Below are 22,107 nucleotides of genomic sequence, written 5' to 3' on the forward strand. Positions count from 1 at the left end.
CATGGATATCGACATGGGCGCCCTGCGCGCACTCGAGCGCGAGCGGGACATCCGCCTTCCCGTCCTGCTGGACGCCATCCGGCAGGCGCTGCACGCCGCCTACATGCACACCGACCACCCGGTGCGCACCTCCGAGGTGGTGATCGACGAGAAGACCGGCGAGGTCGCCGTGATCGCCCGGGAGCTGGCCGAGGACGGCACCGTGGTGGAGGAGTGGGACGACACCCCCGAGAACTTCGGACGCGTCGCCGCCTCCACTGCCCGCCAGGTGATCTTCCAGCGCATCCGCGACCTGGAGGACGAGGCGGTGCTGGGCGAGTACGCCGACCGCACCGAGGACATCGTCTCCGGCATCATCCAGCAGGGTCGCGATCCGCGCATGGTGATGGTGGACCTCGGCGAGGTCGAGGCCGTGCTGCCGCCGCACGAGCGGGTGCCCGGGGAGGACTACTCCCACGGCCGCCGCATCCGCGCCTACGTGACCGAGGCCCGGCGGGGCCCCAAGGGCCCGCAGATCACCCTGTCCCGCTCCCACCCCAACCTGGTGCGGCGCCTGTTCGCCCTGGAGGTCCCGGAGGTCGCCGACGGCACCGTCGAGATCGCCGGGATGGCGCGGGAGGCCGGCCACCGCACCAAGATGGCGGTCCACGCGACCGTGCCGGGCGTGAACGCCAAGGGTGCCTGCATCGGCCCGATGGGGGCCCGTGTGCGTGCGGTGATGAACGAGCTGAACGGGGAGAAGATCGACATCGTCGACTTCGACGAGGACCCGGCCCGGTACGTCGCCAACGCCCTGTCCCCGGCCCGCGTCACCTCGGTCACCGTGGTGGACGAGGTGGGCCGAGCGGTGCGCGCACTGGTGCCGGAGAACCAGTTCTCCCTCGCGATCGGGAAGGACGGTCAGAACGCCCGCCTCGCCGCGAAGCTCACCGGGTGGAAGATCGACATCGGGACCGACACCCCTGATCCGCAGTCGCAGGGCTGACGCAGAGCGGAGTCCGTGCTGACCGGGTGCAGGTGGTCCGCGCACCGCCGTCGACTGTGTCCCACACCTCCCCGGTGAGGGCCCGCCTGGGCGCTTCCGCTACACTGGAGAGGCTGTTCAACCGGTGGTGACGCCACAGGTGCCCGCAAGGCGCACCTGCGACGAGGCCGCCGGACGTGCTCGGAACGGAGGTGGAGCCGTGGCTCACCCCGCCCCCCACCGCCCCGAGCGCACGTGCGTCGGCTGCCGTCAGGTGGCCCCGCGCGAACAGTTGGTGCGTCTGGTCCGGGAGCCCGCTCCCGATGGCGCCGCCCCGCGAGTCCGAGTCGACCCCCACAGGTCGGCCCCCGGCCGCGGAGCCTGGCTCCACCCCGACGCATCATGTCTCGACCTCGCCCTGCGGCGGGGCGGCCTTCCCCGGTCCTTCCGGGGGCCGGTCGACACCGGGCTCCTTGCCCGGGACCTCGAGGCTTCCGATCCCACCACCACGTGGAAAAGGTAGAAGAACCCATGGACATCCGATGAGTACTCGATCATGAGCACCCTCAGGAACTAATGGTCCGCGCCCTCTTGTCGGCCGGACCGAGACAGGAGAAATGTGGCTAAGGTCCGCGTCCACGAGCTCGCCAAGGAGCTCGGACAGCCGAGCAAGGTCGTTCTGCAGAAGCTGCAGGACATGGGCGAATTCGTTCGCTCTGCCTCTTCGACCATCGAGGCACCCGTCGCCCGTCGACTGCGCAGCGAGTTCCCCGCCGCGTCCGGTGACGACACCCCCGCCAAGAGTGAGGCGTCCCCCAAGCCGGGTGCCAAGGCCCCGGCCAAGCCGGGAGCGGGGCCCGCCGAGAAGTCGGCACCCGCTGAGGAGCCGGCTCCCGCTGAAGCAGCGCAGAAGTCGGCTCCCGAGAAGCCAGCGCCGTCCCCCACTCCCGGCAAGCCCGCCGCGAAGCCTGCTCCCGAGCAGTCCGCGGCACCTGCCGAGGAGAAGGCCGCTCCTGCCCCCGAGCAGGACGGCCCGAAGGACCAGGCATCCGATGCACCCGCATCCGACGCCAAGCGTCCCGCGGCCCCCAAGCCCGGTGGCGAGCGCCCCGCGCCCCGCCCCGGCGGTGCCCGTCCGGGCAACAACCCCTTCGCGCGCTCGCAGGGCATGCCCCGTTCCGGTGGCCGTGGTGGCCAGCAGGGTCAGCAGGGCTCGCGCCCGCCTCGCGACGGCGCGCCCCGTCCCGGTGGCCCTCGTCCCGGCGGTCCCCGTCCGGGCAACAACCCCTTCGCGCCCTCGCAGGGCATGCCCCGTCCCGGCGGTCCGCGTCCGCAGCGTGGGGACCAGGCCGGTCGTCCGCCCCGTGAGGGCGGTGGTGCACCCCGTCCGGGCGGTCCCCGTCCCGCGGGTCGTCCCGGCATGCCCACCCCGGGCATCATGCGTCAGCACTCCCACGGCGGCCTGAACGAGGCCCGTCCGTCCGAGGGCGGAGGCCGTGGTGGTCGTGGTGGCCGTCCCGGCCCCGGCGGCGGTCCCGGTGCACGCCCGGGCGGCGGCCCCGGTGGCGGCCCCCGCGGTCGCGGTGGTCGTGGCTCCACGCAGGGCGCGTTCGGTCGTGGCGGCAAGCCCGCCCGCTCGCGTAAGTCGAAGCGCGCCAAGCGCGCCGAGTTCGAGCAGATGCAGGCCCCGGCTCCCGGTGGCGTGCAGGTTCCCCGCGGTGACGGCTCCACCCCGATCCGCCTGCGTCGCGGCGCGTCCCTGACGGACTTCGCCGACCGCATCGACGTCAACCCCGCCTCGCTGATCACCGTGCTGTTCGCCATGGGCGAGATGGCCACGGCCACCCAGTCGCTGGACGAGGACACCTTCCACCTGCTCGGTGAGGAGCTCGGCTACAAGATCGAGATCGTCTCCCCGGAGGACGAGGAGCGCGAGCTGCTGGAGCAGTTCGACATCGACCTCGACGCCGAGCTGGCCGACGAGGACGACGAGGACCGACTGCCCCGCCCGCCGGTGGTGACCGTGATGGGTCACGTCGACCACGGCAAGACCCGCCTGCTGGACACCATCCGCTCCTCCAAGGTGCACATGGGCGAGGCCGGCGGCATCACGCAGCACATCGGCGCCTACCAGGTGCAGGTGGAGCACGAGGGTGAGGACCGCGCGATCACCTTCATCGACACCCCCGGTCACGAGGCGTTCACCGCCATGCGTGCCCGTGGTGCCGAGGTCACCGACATCGCGATCCTGGTGGTCGCCGCGGATGACGGTGTCATGCCGCAGACCATCGAGGCGCTCAACCACGCCCAGGCGGCCAACGTGCCGATCGTGGTGGCGGTCAACAAGATCGACAAGCCCGAGGCGAACCCGCAGAAGATCCGCCAGCAGCTGACCGAGTACAACCTGATCGCCGAGGAGTACGGCGGCGACACGATGTTCGTGGACGTCTCCGCTCGCGAGAACCTGAACCTCGACTCGCTGCTGGAGGCTGTGCTGCTCACGGCGGACGCCTCCCTGGACCTGCGTGCCAACCCCGAGAAGGACGCGCGCGGTGTGTCCATCGAGGCGAACCTGGACCGCGGTCGCGGCCCGGTCGCCACGGTGCTGGTCCAGCAGGGCACCCTGCACGTCGGCGACGCGATCGTCTGCGGCACCGGCCACGGCCGTGTCCGCGCGATGCTCGACGAGAACGGCAACAACATCGACGAGGCAGGCCCATCCCGCCCCGTCCAGGTGCTGGGTCTGACCTCGGTGCCCGGCGCCGGTGACTCCTTCCTGGTCGCCCAGGACGAGCGCACCGCCCGCCAGATCGCCGAGAAGCGCGAGGCGGCCAAGCGTGCAGCGGCCCTGTCCAAGGCCCGCAAGCGCATCAGCCTCGAGGACATCACCAAGTCGATGGCCGAGGGCAAGGTCGAGACCCTCAACCTCATCCTCAAGGGCGACGCGGCCGGTTCGGTCGAGGCGCTGGAGGAGTCCCTGCTGGGCATCGACGTGGGCGAGGAAGTGCAGCTGCGCATCATCGACCGCGGCGTCGGCGCCATCACGATGAACAACATCAACCTGGCCGTCGCCTCGGATGCCGTGATCATCGGCTTCAACGTGCGCGCCGAGGGCCAGAACGCGGAGTACGCCGACCGCGAGGGCGTGGAGATCAAGTACTACAGCGTGATCTACGCGGCCATCGACGAGGTGGAGCAGGCCCTGAAGGGCATGCTGAAGCCGGAGTACGAGGAGGTCGAGCTGGGCTCGGCGGAGATCCGCGAGATCTTCCGCTCCTCCAAGTTCGGCAACATCGCCGGTTCCATCGTCCGTGGCGGCATCATGAAGCGCGGCGGCAAGGCCCGCATCACGCGCGACGGTGTGGTCATCACTGAGAACCTCGAGATCGCGGGACTGCGTCGCTACAAGGACGACGTCACCGAGGTCCGCGAGGGCTACGAGTGCGGCATCAACCTGGGGTCGTTCAACGATCTCCAGGTCGGTGACCTCATCACCACGTACGAGATGCAGGAGAAGCCCCGGAGCTGATCCGAGGACGGCCGGGCACCCGCGGGTGGCCGGCCGCTCCCCGTCGGGAGGTGGGTCGCGTGGGAAGTGAGTCGCGATGACGAGCACGATGGCGGTGCTGCGCGCCCCGTCGGCCAACCGCGTGTACGCGTCCCGTTCCGGGCCGCTCGCCGCGGCCGAGGCGCACTGGGTGCTCGGTGCCCATCTGGGGGCACCGTCGCGCGTCACGGAGCGGGCAGTGGGCGGCATGGACGCCCTGCGCATCGAGGGCCTCGAGTTCGGCGACGGCGATGCCCTGCGGCTGCTGGGCTCCCTCTCCGGCACGCTCGGCGTGCTCGAGCAGGTCGACGGCGGAGCAGGCGAGGAGGGACCGCTGCTGCGGCCCCTCGACATCCCGTCAGTACTGCGGCACCCCGATGACCTCGAGACCATCCTGAAGTACCCCGGCAAGACCAACGAGCAGTTCACCGCCCTGCTGGTGAACCTCGCCGCAGCCCTCTCCACCCGGCGCGCCGGTCTGTTCGACGGCACCCTCACACTGCTGGATCCCCTGTGCGGTCGCGGCACCACCCTGAACCGGGCCCTGCGCCTGGGGCTCAGCCCCCTCGGTGCCGAGATCGACCGCAAGGACGTGGAGGCCTACCGTGCCTTCCTCGCCACTTGGCTGCGCACCCACCGCTACAAGCACACCGTCACCGACGGCCGTCTCACCCGCCACGGCAAGCAGCTCGGCATCCGCATCGACGCCGAGCTGGCCCCGGACAAGCAGGCCCAGCGCGACGGGCGAGGACAGACGCTCACCGTGTACGGCTGTGACACCCGGGAGCTGGCCCACCTACTGCCCGCCCGCAGCGTGGACGCGCTGGTGGGGGACCTGCCCTACGGGGTCCAGCACGGTGGACGATCCGCCGCAGGCTGGCAGCGCTCCCCCCTCGAGGTGCTCGCCGAGGCCGCACCCGGCTGGCGCTCCCTATTGCGCGACGGCGGCGGAATGGCACTGGCCGTCAATCGGCACACCCTCGCCCACAGTGACGCCACCGCCGTGCTCGCCGATGCCGGGCTGCGCGTGATCAGCCCCGACGGTGCCTTCCGGCACCGTGTGGACCAGTCCATCGACCGCGACGTGCTGCTCGCGATCCCCACCGACCACCCCCAGGCCGAGCAGCTCGCTGCTCTCGGCACCGACGAGAGGACCCCTTGAGATGACCGACAACCCCCGCGCCCTGCGCCTGGCCGACCGCATCAAGGAGATCGTGGCCACCACGATCGACAAGCGGATCAAGGACCCCCGCCTGGGCTTCGTGACCATCACCGATGTGCGCGTCTCCGGCGACCTCCAGCACGCCACCGTGTTCTACACCGTCTTCGGCGACGACGAGGAGCGGGCGGCCACCGCTGCGGGTCTGGCCAGCGCCACCGGCATCCTGCGCCGCGAGGTGGGCAAGCAGACCGGGGTGCGTCTGACCCCCACCCTGGAGTTCGTGGCCGACGCGATCCCGGACAATGCCCGCGCGATCGAGGAGCTGCTGGCCGAGGCCCGCAGCCGCGACGCGGAGCTGATGCGTGCCAAGGAGGGTGCCAGCTACGCCGGCGAGGCCGATCCGTACCGCACTCCCCGTGAGCTCGAGGAGGAGGAAGCCGCGAAGGACGCCGAGCTCGAGGACGATGGCGAGGACCTCGGGGGCGACAGCGACGCCGACGAGGACCCGAACCGCCGGTGACCGGGGCCCCTGTGAGTCGGACTCCCACGGCCGTCCCTTCCCCGAGCGCACCCCACGGCGTGCTGCTGGCGGACAAGGCGGCGGACCGCACCAGTCATGACGTGGTGGCCCGGGTGCGCTGGCTGCTGGGCACCAAGAAGGTGGGGCACGCCGGCACCCTGGACCCGATGGCCACCGGACTGCTGGTGCTGGGCATCGGCCAGGGCACACGCCTGCTCACCCACCTGGTGGGGTTGGACAAGACCTACCTGGCCACCATCCGCCTGGGCCGTGCGACCACCACGGACGACCGCGAGGGAGAGCCGCTGGGGGAGCCGGTCGATGCCACCCACCTCGACCCGGCAGTCCTCGAGGAGGCGATGCAGGCCCTGCGCGGGGACATCCAGCAGGTGCCCTCCACCGTCAGCGCGATCAAGGTGGACGGCAAGCGCGCCTACGCCCGCGCACGAGCCGGGGAGGATGTCGAACTGGCCGCCCGCCCCGTGCGGATCGGACGCTTCGAGGTGACAGCGCGCCGCACTGATGGGCCGTTCCAGGACCTCGACGCGGTGGTGACCTGCTCCTCCGGCACCTACGTGCGGGCGCTGGCCCGCGACCTCGGTGCCGCACTCGGCGTCGGCGGTCACCTCACGGCGCTGCGCCGCACCCAGGTGGGTCCCTTCGACGTGGCGGACGCCGCGCACGTCCCCGCCCGTGGTGAGGGCGATGACGTGGACCTGCCCCTGCGCGGTCTGGGGGAGACGGCAGCCCGGGTGCTGCCCACAGTGCGCGTGGACGACGCAGCGGCGGGGATGCTGGCCGACGGCAAGCGCATCCCGCGGGCTCCCACCGCTGCCGTCGAGAGCCCCGGCGGGCAGCGGCACCGGGACGGCCGGCTCGTCGCCGCTGTGGACGCCGCCGGTCGGCTGTGCGCGATCCTCGAACCGGCGGGGGAGTCCTGGAAGCCTGTCACGGTGGTGCCCCTGGACGCCCGCTGCTGACACGCTGGAGGAGATGCAGAAGGCCCCGTCCGGATGTACCGGACGGGGCCTTCTGCGATCAGGGGAGGGACCGCGTGATCAGTAGTGGACCTCCACGCGGGTGCCCATCGAGGCCCAGTCGTACAGCCACTTCGCCTCGGACACCGGCATGTTGATGCAGCCGTGCGAGCCGGAGTACCCGAAGGAGGACCGCCACGGGGCACCGTGGAAGCCGTAGCCGTTGTGGAAGTACTGCACCCACGGGACATCCGGGGTGTAGTAGTACTTCGGGTGGCCCTCGGGGTAGTAGTTGGCGTTGGTCATGTCCTGGCGGTCGTAGCGCAGGTAGATCTCGAAGGAACCGGTCACGGTCTCGTAGCCCGGCTTGCCGTCCACCATCTTGCGCGGGCCCCACACGGGGGTGTTGCCCACGTAGGCGGTGACGGTCTTGGCGCTGAGGTTCACGTCGATCCACTTCTCACCGGTGGGGGCGGGAGCGGCCGGGTCGGCGGCGTCGTCGGTGCCCTCCTCGGTCTCCTCCTCGGTGGGGGCCTTGACCTTCTCGACCTTGGCCTCGACGGTCTTGGTCTCGAACGCGGCCTCCAGCGGGCTGGAGCCCTTCAGGGAGGCGATCAGCTCGTCGGCCACGGCATCCACATTGGTGAACTCCAGGCCGTCGCGCTTCTCGGAGACGACCTTGACGACCTCACCGGCCTCGTCGACCTGCTCGATCCCGTCCTTGGGCTTGATGGAGTCCTTGTCCGCACGGGCGGCGACCCACTCGCGCACGGCGGCCTCGTCCACCGACAGCACCAGCGTCTGCCCGGCTTCGTCGGGGGCCACGGAGAGCCAGGAGTTGCGCCGCTCGGCGGAGACCTCGTAGGTCTTGTCCTCGGGGCCGGCGATCGACATCGGCTGCTCGAGGACGCCGGAGATGGTGCCCACCACGCCCTCGGCCTCCTCGGTGGTGATCGCGGGGGCGATCTCTTCGATGGGCTGCTCCACGGAGAAGGACTCCAGCGACGCGGCCTTCTGGGTCACGGTCTCCACCATGGCCTGCGGGTCCACGCCCTGGCCGTTCTCGCCCGGCACGGCGTTCCAGGTCTGCGCGTCCTCGTTGAACACGACCTGGGCATCGACCGGCTCGGCGCGGTCCGCGGGCACCAGGGAGTTGGCGAAGGCCGCCACAGCGGTCTCGTCGACGCTCACCACGGGCTCGACCGGGTGCTCACCGCTCCAGGTGGCTGCGATGACATCCGGGAAGGAGTCGTCCCGGGCCACAGCCGCCTGGCCGGTGGCGGCGGCGTCCACCGTCACGCCGAGCTCGGCGAGGGTGGCCTGGTGCTCCGCGCCATCGGCAGTGACCGTGACCGTGACGTCCTCACCGCGCTGGGCGACCAGCTGGGCGATCTCCTCCGGGGTCTTGCCGGACACGTCCTGGCCCAGCACCGTGGTGCCGGGCAGGGCCTTGCCGTCGAACTGCTTGGCGTAGGCGAGGGCGCCACCGGTCAGCAGCACCGCGATGATCGCGATGATGGCGAGCACCACGAGGGTCAGGCGCTTCCGCCCACGGTCGGCAGGCACCGGGCCACCGGTGTCGGTCACGTGCGTCATGGTCGTCGATCCGTTCTCGGCGGCCGTCTGGCTGCCCCCGCTGTCGAACGCGGGAGGGCACAGGGGTCTTTCCCCGGCACCGCCTTCCCGTCCACGATACTGGAGAGCGCCCTGGAGCCGTAGGGCCTGCCGCCTCGACCTTCGTCACAGATGCCCGCTTCGGCCGACTGCCCGTCGGCCAGCGCATGCTCGGCGCCGTGGCCGCTACAGTGTTCCCGTCGTGACACCACCGGGTCCCCCGCGCACCACACGCGGTCGGTCCGGGACGGTGTCCCTGCCCGTGGGCGCGTCGCGCCCGGCCGTCGGAAGGACCGAGCCCCCCGTGACCCGCACCCCCATCTGGCACTCCGCAAGCGAGGTGCCCTCTCACCTCGGTGCCACGGCGGTGTCGATCGGCAACTACGACGGCGTGCATCGTGGGCACAGGTACGTGCTGTCCCAGCTGATCCATCACGCGCGCACACGTTCACTCACGCCGGTGGCGCTCACCTTCTGGCCCCATCCGCGGCACGTGATGAGCGGGAAAGTCGATCCGCAGCTGATCACCGGCCATGAGGACCGGGACCGTCTGCTGCTGCTGGCGGGCGTGGGCGGGGTGCTCGACCTGGAGTTCACGCGCGAGTTCGCGCAGCACTCGGCCGAGGACTTCGTGCGCATCTTCCTGGTGGAGGGCCTGGGGGCCCGCTGCGTGGTGCTCGGGGAGGACGCCCTCTTCGGGCGGGCCAACGCCGGCAACATCGACACCATGCGCGAGCTGGGCCAGGAGTACGGCTTCGACGTGGTGACCGTCTCCGACCTCGGCCCCGAGGGGCAGGGGACCGGCCGCATCTCGTCCTCCGCGATCCGCGAGTCCCTGCTGCGGGGCGAGGTCGAGGCCGCCGCGGCCATGCTGGGCCGGCGCCACACCGTCACCGACGTGGTCCACCACGGCTTCCGGCGCGGTCGGGAGATGGGGTTCCCCACCGCCAACCTGGGCCCGACCCCGCAGGGGCTGGTCCCCGCCGACGGGGTGTACGCCGGTTACCTCACCGTGATCGACCAGCATCCCGACCATGTCGGCACGGCTGCCCTGGCCGGGGCGCCGGCCACCATCTCCATCGGCACCAACCCCACCTTCACCGACGCCGGCGTCCCCCAGCGCACCGTCGAGGCGTACGTGCACGACGACCACTCCCTGGACCTGTACGGCGACACCGTGCGCCTGGAGTTCGTGGACTACCAGCGCCCCACCCTGAAGTTCGACGGCATCGACGCGCTGATCGAGCAGATGCACAAGGACGTCGAGGTGACCCGCCGCACTCTCGCCTCCGCCCCAGTGCCCGAGCCGTCGGCCGACTGATACCCTGTCAAGGCCGTCCATTCGGCCGCGGAGAGCGTTCCCGCACCCCACCGGGGCACCCAGGTGCCCGCAGGGCCGGGGTGCCCGCTCGCAGAGAGAGCCCGGGAGAACATGCCCCGGTGCGCCGCGCACTCGACCCCAGGAGAACCATGGCCTTCGACACCGCCACCAAGCAGGAGATCATCAAGGAGTACGGCACCACCGAGGGCGACACCGGTTCGCCCGAGGTCCAGGTCGCGCTCCTGACCCACCGCATCAAGTACCTGACCGAGCACCTGAAGACCCACAAGCACGACCACCACTCGCGTCGTGGTCTGATGCTGCTGGTCGGCCAGCGCAAGCGTCTCCTGCAGTACCTGCAGGACGTCGACATCGAGCGATACCGTGCGCTGATCCAGCGCCTCGGCCTGCGCCGATGACCCCCACCGCCGCTCGTCCCTCCGGGACGGGCGGCGGCTCAGGTGTTCACCCAGGTGAACCCCCGCCGTCACCAGGACGGCACCAGAACCCGCCCCGCTCAGGTTCGGTCCTCGGCAGTGGCGTTCGGTCCCCCGGACCGCGCGTGATTGACGAAGGCCGCACCGGCAGGGGCACCCCCCATCAGAGGAGATACCCCATGGCCATGGAAGGCCCTGACATCACCGCGACCACCGCCGTCATCGACAACGGCTCCTTCGGCCGCCGCGAGGTGCGCTTCGAGACCGGACGTCTCGCCCAGCAGGCCGCCGGCGCGGTCGCCGTGTACCTCGACGACGACACGATGGTCTTCTCGGCCACCGCCGTCTCGAACCGCCCCAAGGACCAGTTCGACTTCTTCCCCCTCACGGTTGACGTCGAGGAGCGGATGTACGCCGCCGGCCGCATCCCCGGTTCGTTCTTCCGCCGCGAGGGCCGTCCCAGCACGGACGCCATCCTCGCCGCCCGCCTCACCGACCGCCCGCTGCGCCCCGCTTTCGTGAAGGGCCTGCGCAACGAGGTCCAGGTCGTCCTCACCGTGATGGCCTGCAACCCCGACGACGCCTACGACGTCATCGGCATCAACGGCGCCTCCGCCTCCACCCAGATCTCCGGTCTGCCGTTCTCCGGCCCGATCGGTGCGGTGCGCATCGCCCTGATGCCCACCAACGAGGGTGGCCAGTGGGTCGCGTTCCCCACCTACTCCCAGCTCGACGAGGCCGTGTTCTCCATGGTCGTCGCCGGTCGCATGGTCGGCGAGGGCGACAGCTCCGACGTGGCCGTGATGATGGTCGAGGCCGAGGCCACCGACAACTCCTGGGACCTGATCAAGAACCAGGGCGCCATCGCCCCCACCGAGGAGGTCGTGGCCGAGGGCCTCGAGGCCGCCAAGGTGTTCATCCGCACCCTGTGCCAGGCGCAGGCCGAGATGGCCGCTAGCGCCGCCAAGCCGGTGCGCGAGTTCCCGCTGTTCCTGGACCACCAGGAGGACGCCTACCAGATCGTGGAGCAGGCCGCCGCGGATCGTTTGCGCGAGGTCATGTCCATCGCCGGCAAGCAGGAGCGCGAGGAGCGCACCGAGGAGCTGCTGGCCCAGATCACCGAGGAGCTCGGTGGTGAGGGCAAGCTGCTCGAGGGCCGCGAGAAGGAGATCACCGGTGCCTACCGCGCACTGACCAAGAAGGTCGTGCGCCAGAAGGTCCTCACCGAGGGCGTGCGCATCGACGGCCGTGGCCTGCGGGATATCCGCGCCCTCTCGGCCGAGGTCGAGGTGCTGCCCCGCGTGCACGGATCGGCACTGTTCCAGCGCGGCGAGACCCAGATCATGGGCGTCACCACGCTGAACATGCTCAAGATGGAGCAGCAGATCGACTCGCTCTCGCCGAACGATCGCAAGCGCTACCTCCACCACTACAACTTCCCGCCCTACTCCACCGGTGAGACCGGTCGCGTGGGCTCCCCAAAGCGCCGCGAGATCGGCCACGGCATGCTCGCCGAGCGCGCCCTGGTGCCGGTGCTCCCGGGCCGCGAGGAGTTCCCCTACGCGATCCGTCAGGTCTCCGAGGCACTGGGCTCCAACGGCTCCACCTCGATGGGCTCCGTGTGCGCCTCCACCCTGTCCCTGCTGAACGCCGGTGTGCCGCTGCGCGCCCCGGTGGCCGGCATCGCCATGGGCCTGATCTCCGACACCATTCAGAATGATGCTGGGGAGTCCGAGGTTCGTTACGCGGCCCTCACCGACATCCTCGGTGCCGAGGACGCCTTCGGCGACATGGACTTCAAGGTGGCCGGTACCCCCGAGTTCATCACCGCGATCCAGCTGGACACCAAGCTCGACGGCATCCCCGCCTCCGTGCTCGGCTCCGCGCTGGCCCAGGCCCGCGAGGCACGCCTGGCGATCCTGTCGGTGCTGAACGAGGCGATCGACGCCCCGGACGAGATGAGCCCGAACGCCCCGCGCGTCATCGCGGTCACCATCCCGGTCGACAAGATCGGTGCGGTCATCGGCCCCAAGGGCCAGATGATCAACCAGATCCAGGACGACACCGGTGCCGACATCACCATTGAGGACGACGGCACCGTGTACATCGGTGCCACCGACGGCCCCTCCGCCGAGGCCGCGCGCAGCGCAGTCAACGCGATCGCCAACCCGATGGTCCCCGAGACCGGTGAGCGCTACCTCGGCACCGTGGTGCGCGTGGTGGACTTCGGCGCCTTCGTGTCGCTGACCCCCGGCAAGGACGGTCTGCTGCACGTGACCCAGCTGCGCAAGCTGAACGGCGGCAAGCGCGTGGAGAACGTCGAGGACGTCGTCAAGGTGGGCCAGAAGGTCGAGGTGGAGATCCGCGAGGTCGACGCCCGCGGCAAGATCTCCCTGGCCGTGCCGGAGGAGGACAAGGCCGAGGAGACCTCCGAGGCTCCCGTCGAGTCCGCCGAGAACGCCGAGCGCGAGGCGCCCACCGCCGAGTGAGCTGAGCGCGATGCTCTGAGCTGAGCGGCCCGCGCCGGGCCGCGAGCTCGGACCACCGGATGCCCTGGTCTCGACCCCACTGCGGGTCGAGGCCAGGGCATCTGTGCGTCGTGGCTCGGCATCGGATCAGGCCCATGGAGCGGATCTGTCATCCTCATTACCATGTGAGCTCACGGTCTCCACCGGACCGACGGGGGACAAGGGGGATGTCGAGATGAGGGGGTCGTCGAGGTGCCTGCAGGATGCGCAGCGGGACGCCGGCGTCCCTGTGAGTGAGCCATGACCGATCTGACGCGACGGACGATCCTGGGCGCCGGGCTGCTTGCCGGGGCCGGGGTTCTGAGCTCCTGCGGCGCGCCCCCGACGAGCGAGTGCCTTCAAGGGGAGCACCAGCTGGACAGCGGCCCCGCCTTCACCTTCCCGTTCATCGCCCCGGAACGCCCTCGCCAGAAGCGTCAGGTCTCCCTGCAGGGACTGGCGGTGTCCCCCGATGGCAGGCGCATCGCCGCCCAGGAACCGTGGGACCGCAAGTTGCTCGGCGAGAGCGAGACCGCCGGGACGACCGTATGGGACACCGCGACCGGCGAGATCCTTGCACGCTTCGACGATGGGATGTACGACGCCGTCGCGTGGCATCCGCACGATGAGCTGCTAGCCACGGCCACTACTTCCGTAGTGCACATCTCCCGACCCGATGGCGAAGTGCTGTGGACCCTCAGTGGTCATAGGGCGTCTACCCGATGGCGCAGCTTCGACATCAAGGACCTCGCCTTCCATCCTGACGGGCATCAGCTGGCCTCCCTGAGCACCGATGGGACCGTGCGCCTGTGGTCCCTGGACGGCGGCACTTGCACGCCGTCCCCGGTGCTGCGGGTGCGCTCCGGGAGGCCGAGCTCGCTCGCCTACACGGAGGACGGATCGCGGATCGCCGTCGCTGTCGACGGTGCCGGTGCGCAGCTGTGGGATCCGAGCAGCGGGGAGCGCGCCGAGACGTTCGACGACTGCGGTCGTGAAGCCATGGGGATAGCCCTGGATGGCCAGGGCCGGTTCGTCCTCGGCATCGGCGAGGAGGGAAGGCTCCAGGTGGTCTGGTCGGCCAGGACGGGACGTGCTCGCCGGGGACGAGCACGAGGATCACCGTGCCCGAGTTCATCGCCACCGCACCGGACGGCCGGATCGCCGTCTCCGGAGGGAAATCCAGAGGCCTCGAACTCTGGGACGCCGATCTCACGGAGAGCTCATTCATCGACCCGCCGGAGTTCATCCCCGACATCGGCGCTCCCGGAGAGCTGGGGCGCACCGCGTGGGGCCCGGACGGCACCCTCTACGCGGTGGCGCGCTGGTGGGGAGTGATCGCCTGGGACGGCCAGGGGTGGAGGCCTTTCGAGCTGCCGTGACCGCCTGCGCAGCAGCTCTGCCGCCGCCCGCGCACCGAGCATGGGAGAATCACCTGATGCCCTTGGACCTGATCTACGACGACCCTGCCTCCGACGTGCTGCTCGATGCGGCCGCCGGGGTGCGCCGCAGCATCCTGCCCGGCGGGGTGCGCCTGCTCACCCAGAGCGATCGCAGCGTGCGCAGCGCCACCCTGGGCCTGTGGTTGCCCGTCGGCTCCCGGGACGAGAAACCCGAGCACGCCGGCTCCACCCACGTGCTGGAGCACCTGATGTTCAAGGGCACCCGGCGCCGCACCGCGATGCAGATCGCCACCGCCTTCGACGAGGTGGGTGGGGACTCCAACGCCGTCACCGCCAAGGAGCACACCCTGTACTACGGGCGGGTGCGCTCGGCGGACGTCCCCATGGCGGTGGACGTGCTCACCGACATGATCACCTCCAGCCTGATGGAGGAGAGCGCACTGCTCACCGAGCGGGAGGTGATCCTGGAGGAGCTCGCCATGGCCGAGGACGACCCGCACGACGTGGGCTATGAGACGTTCCTGGCCCACGTGCTGGGGCCCGACACCGCGATCGGCCGCCCCGTGGGCGGCACCGTGGACACCGTCAACGCCCTCGGCATTGAGGACGTGCGCGCGCACTGGGCCGAGCACTACCGTCCCGACAACCTGGTGGTCACCGCCGTGGGCGACGTGGACCACGACCAGCTCGCAGGCCTGCTGATGGAGGGCCTGCGCCGCGGAGGATGGGAGCTCGCCGACGGCGCGCTGCCGCACCGCCGCACGCGGGACCGGCACGTGCGCCCCACCGGCGGCGATGCAGCGGTCAGCGGCGAAGCCGTGGCCCAGATCGTGCCGCGCCGTCTGTCCCGCCCCACCGAGCAGAACCACATCTACCTCGGCGGCACCGGCATCACCGCCGTGGACGAGAAGCGCCATGCGCTCTCCGTGCTGATGTCGATCCTCGGCGGAGGCATGTCCTCCCGGCTGTTCCAGCACGTGCGCGAGCAGCGGGGCCTGGCCTATTCGGTGTACTCCTTCAGCGCCGGCTACCACGACGCCGGACTCTTCGGCCTGTACGCCGCCTGCCGCCCCTCCCGCACCACCGAGGTGGTGGAGCTGCTGGCCCAGGAGCTCACCGACATGGGGGAGAGGGGCGTGGACGAGGAGGAGATGCGGCGCGCCCACGGCCAGATCACCGGCTCCTTCGCCCTGGGCCTGGAGGACACCAGCAGCCGCATGGGCCGCCTGGGCACCATCGAGTTGATGCATGGCCGCTACTCCGGGATCGACGAGATCCTGGCCCGGATCGGTCGCGTGGGCGCCGCCGACGTGCAGCAGCTCGCCGCCGAGCTCGCCTCCTCCTTCACCACCCGCGTCGACGTGGGCCCCGAGTCCTGATGCCCTGACGAGACTGTCCTGACCGCTCCCCGCCCCGCGCACACCACCGACCGATACAGCTCCGACCAGGAAGGCCGCTCGCGACCATGAGCCCCACCGATTCCGCCGACACCACCACCAGCACCTCGAGAGCAGGCACCCCGATCTGTGTCGCCGTGGTCGGCGCCCGGGGCCGCATGGGCTCCGAGGCCTGCCGCGCCGTCGAGAACGCCCCGGACCTGGAGCTGGTGGCGCGCGTGGACCGCGACGACGACCTCGCGGTGATCACCGAGGCCGGCGCGCAGGTGATGGTGGACTTCTCTGTCCCCGCGGCCACCAAGGACAACGTGCTGTGGGCGATCAGCAACGGCGTGCACGCCGTGGTGGGCGCCACCGGCTGGGACGAGTCGGCTCTGGACGAGGTGCGCGAGGCGCTCTCCGGAGAAGGGCGTGCCGAGATCGGCGTGCTGATCGCACCGAACTTCGCCATCGGTGCCGTGCTCACCATGCGCTTCGCCGAGATCGCGGCCCGCTACTACGAGAGCGCCGAGATCATCGAGATGCACCATCCTGACAAGCTCGATGCCCCCTCCGGCACCGCCAACCACACCGCCGCTGCGGTGGCCCGTGGCCGCGCCGCCGGCGGGCTGGGCCCCGTCCCGGATGCCACCGAGAAGGACCCGCTGGGTGCCCGCGGCGCCGTGGTGGACGGGATCCACGTGCACGCCGTGCGTCAGCGCGGCCTGGTGGCCCACGAGGTGGTCCAGTTCGGCGGGGCCGGCGAGCAGTTCCAGCTGCGCCACGACTCCTTCGACCGCGTCAGCTTCATGCCGGGCGTGCTGGTGGGCGTGCGCGAGGTGGCCTCCCATCCCGGCCTGACCGTGGGGCTCGACGGCTACCTCGAGCTCGGCTGAGCCCGGCGCACGGCACGGACGGGACCACCGCACCATGGGACAGAAGCTGTTCGTCGCAGCCCTGCTGCTGATCACCGCCGCCTACGCATGGGGGCTGGGCTGGATCGCCTGGGGCTTCGCCCGCGCCGGGGGAGCGGTGGGCTGGGGCCTCGCCCTGGGAGTCACCATCCTGCTGGTGCTCACCGTGTGGGTGACCTGGCGGGAGGTGCTGTTCGGCATGCGCGCCGGACGGCTGGGCCGCGAGTACGGCGGGGCCCCGCCCTCGGCCGGAGGCGAGGCCGCCGTCCAGGACGACGGCCCGGGCGACCAGGATGCCACCGGGTCGGCGAGCCGCACCGCCCAGGCCCGCGCCGAGTTCGAGGCGGCCCGCGCAGCCATCCAGGAGGACCCCTCGCGCGAGAGCGACTGGCGGGCCTGGTTCCGCCTGGCGCTGGCCTACGACGCGGTGCGGGACCGTCGCAACGCCCGCATGGCCACGCGCAGGGCGATCGACCTGTACCGCGGCGCCTGAGCTACCCCCAGCCGAGCGCCCGCAGCAGCGCCGCGGCCCCGGCCGCACCGATCACGACCACCAGGAACGGTGCCCGCAGCATCAGCAGCACCGCGGCCACGCCCACCGCTGCCAGGCGCGCATCGGCCACGAGGGCGGTTCCACTGGTTCCCGCCTGCACCGCCACCAGCGCGCCCAGCAGGGCGATCGGCAGCAGCCGCGTCACGCGGGCCACCCGCGGCCGTTCCAGCACCTCGGAGGGCACCTGGTAGCCCAGCCACTTCTGACCGAAGCTCACCAGCGATGCCACGATCACCGCGATCCACAGGGCGCTCATCGCCCGTCCCTCGTCCTGGCCGCGACCCCGGCTCCGGCTACTGTCCCGGTGTCGGATCCGTCCGTGCCTCGCGGCCACAGGCCGGCCACCACCGCCACCATGGCCGCCGCCAGCACCGGCAGGCCCGAGGGGAGCGCCGGGGTGGCCAGCAGCGCAACGAAGGCCGCGGCCACTGCCACCGCGACCGCCTCCCCACCGCGAAGCCGCGGCCACAGCAGCGCCAGGAACGCTGCCGCGGCTGCCGCGTCCAGCCCCCACGCCGCGGGATCGGTGACGTACTGCCCGGCCAGTGCGCCCGCCAGGGAGAACAGGTTCCAGAACACGTACACCCACACCCCGGCGGCCCAGAACCCGGCCCGTGCCGCCTCCGGGGTGGTGCCCGAGGCGGCCGTGGCCGCGGATTCGTCGATCGTCAGCTGTGCGCGTGCCGCACCGCGCCACCCGCCTCGCGGCAGCACCCGGGACAGCGCCAGCCCGTACAGGGAGTTGCGCACCCCCAGCAGGATCGAGGCCAGGGCCGCCCCGATCGCTGAGCCGCCGCCGCCGATCACCCCGACGAAGGCGAACTGGCTGCCACCGCTGAACAGCACGGCGGAGAGCACCATCGCCTGCCACAGGTCCAGGCCCGAGGCGGTGGCGAGCGCCCCGTAGGAGATGCCGTACAGGCCGGTGGCCAGGCCCACCGAGAAGCCGGTGCGGCGGATCCGGCGGATCTGCCCGGCGGGATCGGTCGCGGGAGAAGTCGAGAAGGCATCCCCGGCGGGGGAGGGAAGTGCAGCGCTCATGATGGCCGCCACCATAGGACCTGCCCGCCCCCGGCGCTGAGCCGTCCAGCACGACGCGGCCGTGTGCTCACCTCAGCGCCCTGCCCCGTATGAGACGGTGTGCGCATGAGCACCGCCCCCACTGCTGACCTGCCCTGGCGCACCAGCGCCCTCCTGCTGGACATGGATGGCACCCTGATCGACTCCGGCCCCACCGTGGTGCGGGCCTGGAACACCCTGTTCGCCGAGCTCGGCTCCACCGCCACCTTCGAGCACGACATGCACGGGACGCCCGCCAAGCAAGTGCTCGCCCGCGTGTTCCCCGACATGACCGAGGACGAGCTCGCAGCGGCCCACGCACGGATCGAGCAGCTCGAGAGCGACGATGTCTCCGAGATCGTGATCCTGCCGGGCACCGCCCGCATCCTCGAGCAGCTCGACGCGGCGTCGCAGCAGCTGGGCCGGCCCACCTGGACCATCGTCACCTCCTGCACGCAGGCGCTGTTCGGGGCCCGTTGGGCCACCACCGGGCTGCCAGCCCCGGAGTCGCTCGTCACCGCCGACCAGGTGGAGCGCGGCAAGCCCGATCCCGCCCCCTACCTGCTCGGCGCCGAGCGGATCGGCGTGGACCCCGCCCACGCCGTGGTCATCGAGGACTCCGTGGGTGGCTTGCGCTCGGGCATCGATGCCGGCTGCGCGACCATCGCGGTCACCACCACCACGCCCGCTGCTGACCTCGAGCCCTACGCCCCGGTGCTGCTCACCTCCCTGGACGACCTGGAGGTCAGCGTCGAGGGGGATGATCTGCTGCTGTCCCGCCGCGGCGGGGTCTGAACACCCAGCACCGGGGTGGTTCGGCGTGACCGGTCGCACCTGACCGATCGGTGCACCACGGGCCGCGCCTGAAGGGCCGACGAGCGCCCCGCTGATATGCTCGGGCGGCTGATCCCGGTGGGTTCCGGGACCCTCGTCAGGCCCGGTCAGCGGGCCCGGGGGAGCCCCCGATCCACCGGCTGATCGATGCCGTCCCCCTCGAAAGGACTCGCCCCATGTGCGGAATCTCCGGCAGCTACGGTTTCGGCGCCGATACCGAGGACATCGCGCGGCGGATGAACGCCTGCCTCGCGCACCGCGGCCCCGACGGGGAGGGCGTGTTCTTCTCCGGCCGCACGGGCCTTGCCCACCGCCGCCTGGCCATCATCGACCGTGCCGGCGGCGACCAGCCGATGACCACCGCCGACGGTCGCTACACGATCATCTACAACGGTGAGGTCTACAACTACCTCGAGCTGCGCGCCGAGCTCGAGGCCGCCGGGCGCACCTTCGCCACCGACTCGGACACCGAGGTGCTGCTGCAGGCCCACGCCGAGTGGGGCACCGCCGCCTACGACCGCTTCAACGGCATGTTCGCCTTCGCGATCCACGACGCCGAGACCGACACGCTCACCATCGCCCGTGACCACTTCGGCATCAAGCCTCTGTACTACTGGGCCGACGAGGCCACCGGTCGGGTGCTGTTCGGCTCCGAGATCCGCGCGCTGCTGGCCGCTGAGGCCTTCGAGGCCGCCCCGGACGATCGCGCCGTGTACCGGTACCTGAAGTTCCGCGCGCACGACGACGACGATCAGACCTTCTTCGCCGGCATCAAGCGCCTGGGTGCCGGTCAGGCCATGGTGGTCGACGCGCGCGGTGTGCGCATCGAGCCCTTTACCCGCCTCCAGGACGAGCTTCGCGAGATCGCCTCGCGCCCCGGCCGCCCCTACAGCGAGCAGGTGGTGGACGAGTACCGCGAGCGGTTCCTGGAGTCGGTGCGGATGCGGCTGCAGTCCGAGGTGCCCGTGGGCACCTCCCTCTCCGGTGGTCTGGACTCCTCGGCCGTCGCCGCAGTGATCGCCAAGCACCTGCGCGAGCAGCCCCAGGACGAGGGCTATGCCGCCGTCGGTGCCCGCCAGAACACCTTCTCGGCCGTGTTCCCGAACTCCAGGAACGACGAGGAGCGGTACGTCGATGCGCTGCTGAGCGACTACCAGGGCCAGATCACGGCTCATAAGATCCTCCCCTCGGCCACGGAGTTCCTGCAGGACCTCGAGGACTTCGTGCGCACCCAGGAGGAGCCGATCATCTCCTCGGGCCCGTACGCCCAGTACGCGGTGATGCGCGAGGCCAGCGAGCACGTGACCGTGCTGCTGGACGGCCAGGGAGCCGACGAGATGATGGCCGGGTACAACCCGTACTTCTACGTGTACCTGCGCCAGCTGCGACGCCAGAAGCGGTTCAAGGACCTGGCCTCGGAGATGGTGGGCTCGCGCGACATCCTGCGCAAGCTGGCCCGCACCAAGTTCTCCGGTCGCACCTCCGTGCCGATCGAGGCCCTGCTGAACTCCGGCTTCGTTGCCGCCCACGCGGAGGAGAAGGTCTCCTCGGTGCAGGACGACCTCAAGGAGCGCCTGCTGGAGGACACCTTCCGCAGCTCCCTGCCCTCGCTGCTGCGCTACGAGGACAAGAACACCATGCGCTTCAGCATCGAGGGTCGCGTGCCGTTCGTGGACAAGGAGCTGCTGAAGTTCCTGTTCTCGCTGGACGAGTCGGCCATCATCCACGACGGCTGGAACAAGCGGATCCTGCGCGAGTCCATGTTCGGGATCCTCCCGGACATGATCTCCAAGCGCCGCAACAAGATCGGCTTCACCACCCCCGAGAGCGAGTGGTTCCGCAACAACGCCGCCGCCCTGCGGGAGATCTTCGCCTCGGACACCTTCGCCTCGCGGCCCTACTTCGAGTCCCGCAGCGTGCTGGCCATGTTCGACGACTACATGGCCAATCCCGATAAGTACGGCACCCTGATGTTCTGGCGCCTGCTGAACGTGGAGCTGTGGATGCGGGCCTTCTTCGACCAGGATGCCGCCCTGTCGGCCGCGATCGAGGGCGCCGCCGCGAGCGCGCCCGGGGTCGCCACCGCGGAGCCCGACGATGCCGAGGGCGATGACGCCGAGGCGCCCAAGAGCGACTACGACCCCAACCCGGAGAAGCAGCTGGACCTGGTCTCCACGGTGGACGGTCACGCCTGGCGCCGCTTCCCCCTGCAGACGGGACTGGTGGGTCGCGGTGACGACCTCGAGGCCCTGGTGCGGGGCCACGTGGAGCGCTTCGCCGCGGGCCTGCCCGCAGATGCCCTGCCCGCCGGTAGCCCCTGGTACTTCGTGATCAGCGAGAAGATCGTGGCGATCAGCCAGGGCCGCTCCTGGTTCACCTGGGAGATCACCCCCCGCCGCTCCGCCAAGGTGCTCAGCCGCTTCGTCTCCCGCACCCCGGCCGGGATCGGCCTGGGCGACCCCACCACCATGGAGCTCGCCATCCGTGAGGTCGGGCTGCCCCGTGTGGTCGCTGCCTCCGCCGTGGGCGCTGCCGGCAAGGTGATCGGCAAGCGCGGCCTGTTCTACCAGGTCGTCGGCAACAACGTGCGGGCGATCGACGGCCCTACCGTGTACTCGGCCTTCCCCTCGAACGTCTCCGCGAAGCTGCCGCCGAAGGACCCCGACGCCGTCTCGGCCCGCCTCTCGGCCGCGATCCGCGCCGCCGACATCCCCGCCGAACTGCGTGAGAGCTTCGCCGGCACCGTGGTGATGGACGCCAACGACATCGGCCGCAACGTCCTGGGCTCCGATGTCCAGGTCGCCGGCGACCGCCTCGAGGCGACCTTCGCCGACAACCCGCTGGGCCAGGGACGGCAGCGCACCCCGCTGGCGATCCTGGTGGATCTGGGTGAGCCCGGGACCGGGACGACCCGGTGACCGG

The 22,107-nt window shown here is 71.0% G+C and carries 18 protein-coding genes and 1 pseudogene; 16 read left to right on the plus strand and 3 right to left on the minus strand.

Translation table 11 applies throughout. The annotated features are described in order from the left end of the window. Position 1: 1 nt before the first annotated feature. The 6 genes from nusA to truB all read left to right on the plus strand — a co-directional run bounded on the left by nusA (position 2) and on the right by truB (position 7,173). Complete coding sequence (gene nusA, locus JOD52_RS03815) at positions 2–985, plus strand: transcription termination factor NusA (RefSeq protein ID WP_017822786.1); 984 nt, start codon at positions 2–4, stop codon at positions 983–985. Positions 986–1,184: 199 nt separating this feature from the next. Beyond that, the gene (locus JOD52_RS03820; RefSeq protein ID WP_083871708.1) at positions 1,185–1,487 is read left to right on the plus strand and encodes a DUF448 domain-containing protein; all 303 of its coding nucleotides are present in this window, start codon (positions 1,185–1,187) and stop codon (positions 1,485–1,487) included. Positions 1,488–1,583: 96 nt separating this feature from the next. Next, entirely contained in the window at positions 1,584–4,493 is a 2,910-nt protein-coding gene (gene infB, locus JOD52_RS03825; RefSeq protein WP_204408841.1) for a translation initiation factor IF-2, read from the plus strand. Between the two features lie 76 nt (positions 4,494–4,569). After that, entirely contained in the window at positions 4,570–5,673 is a 1,104-nt protein-coding gene (locus JOD52_RS03830) for a TRM11 family SAM-dependent methyltransferase (protein ID WP_239551768.1), read from the plus strand. Between the two features lies 1 nt (position 5,674). Next, positions 5,675–6,193, plus strand: coding sequence for a 30S ribosome-binding factor RbfA (rbfA, locus tag JOD52_RS03835; RefSeq protein ID WP_204408842.1), 519 nt, complete (start codon positions 5,675–5,677; stop codon positions 6,191–6,193). 11 nt (positions 6,194–6,204) lie between these two features. After that, positions 6,205–7,173 carry a tRNA pseudouridine(55) synthase TruB gene (truB, locus tag JOD52_RS03840; protein WP_204408843.1) on the plus strand — a complete coding sequence of 323 codons (969 nt, stop codon included), beginning with the start codon at positions 6,205–6,207 and terminating at the stop codon, positions 7,171–7,173. 78 nt (positions 7,174–7,251) lie between these two features. Here the strand turns inward: truB and JOD52_RS03845 are convergent, their stop codons facing one another. Beyond that, complete coding sequence (locus JOD52_RS03845; protein ID WP_204408844.1) at positions 7,252–8,766, minus strand: L,D-transpeptidase family protein; 1,515 nt, start codon at positions 8,764–8,766, stop codon at positions 7,252–7,254. A 322-nt stretch (positions 8,767–9,088) separates the two neighbouring features. Between JOD52_RS03845 and JOD52_RS03850 the strand changes: the two genes are divergently transcribed. The 8 genes and pseudogenes from JOD52_RS03850 (at position 9,089) to JOD52_RS03880 (ending at position 17,232) form a co-directional block, all read left to right on the plus strand. Then, positions 9,089–10,105 (plus strand): bifunctional riboflavin kinase/FAD synthetase, encoded by a 1,017-nt coding sequence (locus tag JOD52_RS03850; RefSeq protein WP_204408845.1) that lies wholly within the window; start codon positions 9,089–9,091, stop codon positions 10,103–10,105. Between the two features lie 149 nt (positions 10,106–10,254). Next, the gene (gene rpsO, locus JOD52_RS03855; RefSeq protein ID WP_017822779.1) at positions 10,255–10,524 is read left to right on the plus strand and encodes a 30S ribosomal protein S15; all 270 of its coding nucleotides are present in this window, start codon (positions 10,255–10,257) and stop codon (positions 10,522–10,524) included. 203 nt (positions 10,525–10,727) lie between these two features. Beyond that, positions 10,728–13,031, plus strand: coding sequence for a polyribonucleotide nucleotidyltransferase (locus tag JOD52_RS03860; RefSeq protein WP_204408846.1), 2,304 nt, complete (start codon positions 10,728–10,730; stop codon positions 13,029–13,031). A gap of 612 nt (positions 13,032–13,643) precedes the next feature. Further along, positions 13,644–13,871, plus strand: a pseudogene (locus JOD52_RS17850) (WD40 repeat domain-containing protein); the annotation flags it as partial. Between the two features lie 299 nt (positions 13,872–14,170). After that, positions 14,171–14,428 carry a hypothetical protein gene (locus JOD52_RS16935; RefSeq protein WP_239551770.1) on the plus strand — a complete coding sequence of 86 codons (258 nt, stop codon included), beginning with the start codon at positions 14,171–14,173 and terminating at the stop codon, positions 14,426–14,428. A gap of 56 nt (positions 14,429–14,484) precedes the next feature. Then, a complete protein-coding gene (locus JOD52_RS03870) occupies positions 14,485–15,828 on the plus strand; it encodes a M16 family metallopeptidase (RefSeq protein ID WP_204408848.1) in 1,344 nt (447 codons plus the stop codon). 86 nt (positions 15,829–15,914) lie between these two features. Continuing rightward, entirely contained in the window at positions 15,915–16,721 is an 807-nt protein-coding gene (gene dapB, locus JOD52_RS03875; RefSeq protein ID WP_204408849.1) for a 4-hydroxy-tetrahydrodipicolinate reductase, read from the plus strand. 34 nt (positions 16,722–16,755) lie between these two features. After that, a complete protein-coding gene (locus JOD52_RS03880; RefSeq protein ID WP_017822774.1) occupies positions 16,756–17,232 on the plus strand; it encodes a hypothetical protein in 477 nt (158 codons plus the stop codon). A gap of 1 nt (position 17,233) precedes the next feature. On the opposite strand, the gene JOD52_RS03885 is transcribed toward JOD52_RS03880, so the two are convergent. Both JOD52_RS03885 and JOD52_RS03890 read right to left on the minus strand, forming a co-directional pair. Beyond that, a complete protein-coding gene (locus JOD52_RS03885) occupies positions 17,234–17,548 on the minus strand; it encodes an AzlD domain-containing protein (protein WP_017822773.1) in 315 nt (104 codons plus the stop codon). Continuing rightward, positions 17,545–18,333, minus strand: coding sequence for an AzlC family ABC transporter permease (locus JOD52_RS03890; protein ID WP_239551772.1), 789 nt, complete (start codon positions 18,331–18,333; stop codon positions 17,545–17,547). Before JOD52_RS03890 ends, JOD52_RS03885 begins: the two co-directional genes overlap by 4 nt. A gap of 105 nt (positions 18,334–18,438) precedes the next feature. On the opposite strand from JOD52_RS03890, the gene JOD52_RS03895 reads away from it, so the two are divergent. Together JOD52_RS03895 and asnB are read left to right on the plus strand one after the other, a co-directional pair. Then, a complete protein-coding gene (locus JOD52_RS03895; protein WP_017822771.1) occupies positions 18,439–19,146 on the plus strand; it encodes an HAD-IA family hydrolase in 708 nt (235 codons plus the stop codon). 215 nt (positions 19,147–19,361) lie between these two features. Next, positions 19,362–22,103: an asparagine synthase (glutamine-hydrolyzing) gene (asnB, locus tag JOD52_RS03900; protein WP_204408851.1), complete on the plus strand. Its 2,742-nt coding sequence runs from the start codon at positions 19,362–19,364 to the stop codon at positions 22,101–22,103. The last annotated feature ends 4 nt before the right edge of the window (positions 22,104–22,107 follow it).

The sequence above is a fragment of the Brachybacterium muris genome, assembly GCF_016907455.1.
Lineage (GTDB): Bacteria > Actinomycetota > Actinomycetes > Actinomycetales > Dermabacteraceae > Brachybacterium > Brachybacterium muris.

Coding starts and splice junctions, on each gene's coding strand:
- nusA (WP_017822786.1), top strand. CDS start 2: ATGGATATCGACATGGGCGCCCTGCGCGCACTCGAGCGCGAGCGGGAC.
- JOD52_RS03830 (WP_239551768.1), top strand. CDS start 4,570: ATGACGAGCACGATGGCGGTGCTGCGCGCCCCGTCGGCCAACCGCGTG.
- rbfA (WP_204408842.1), top strand. CDS start 5,675: ATGACCGACAACCCCCGCGCCCTGCGCCTGGCCGACCGCATCAAGGAG.
- JOD52_RS03845 (WP_204408844.1), bottom strand. CDS start 8,766: ATGACGCACGTGACCGACACCGGTGGCCCGGTGCCTGCCGACCGTGGG.
- rpsO (WP_017822779.1), top strand. CDS start 10,255: ATGGCCTTCGACACCGCCACCAAGCAGGAGATCATCAAGGAGTACGGC.
- JOD52_RS03860 (WP_204408846.1), top strand. CDS start 10,728: ATGGAAGGCCCTGACATCACCGCGACCACCGCCGTCATCGACAACGGC.
- JOD52_RS03870 (WP_204408848.1), top strand. CDS start 14,485: ATGCCCTTGGACCTGATCTACGACGACCCTGCCTCCGACGTGCTGCTC.
- dapB (WP_204408849.1), top strand. CDS start 15,915: ATGAGCCCCACCGATTCCGCCGACACCACCACCAGCACCTCGAGAGCA.
- JOD52_RS03880 (WP_017822774.1), top strand. CDS start 16,756: ATGGGACAGAAGCTGTTCGTCGCAGCCCTGCTGCTGATCACCGCCGCC.
- JOD52_RS03885 (WP_017822773.1), bottom strand. CDS start 17,548: ATGAGCGCCCTGTGGATCGCGGTGATCGTGGCATCGCTGGTGAGCTTC.
- JOD52_RS03890 (WP_239551772.1), bottom strand. CDS start 18,333: ATGAGCGCTGCACTTCCCTCCCCCGCCGGGGATGCCTTCTCGACTTCT.
- JOD52_RS03895 (WP_017822771.1), top strand. CDS start 18,439: ATGAGCACCGCCCCCACTGCTGACCTGCCCTGGCGCACCAGCGCCCTC.
- asnB (WP_204408851.1), top strand. CDS start 19,362: ATGTGCGGAATCTCCGGCAGCTACGGTTTCGGCGCCGATACCGAGGAC.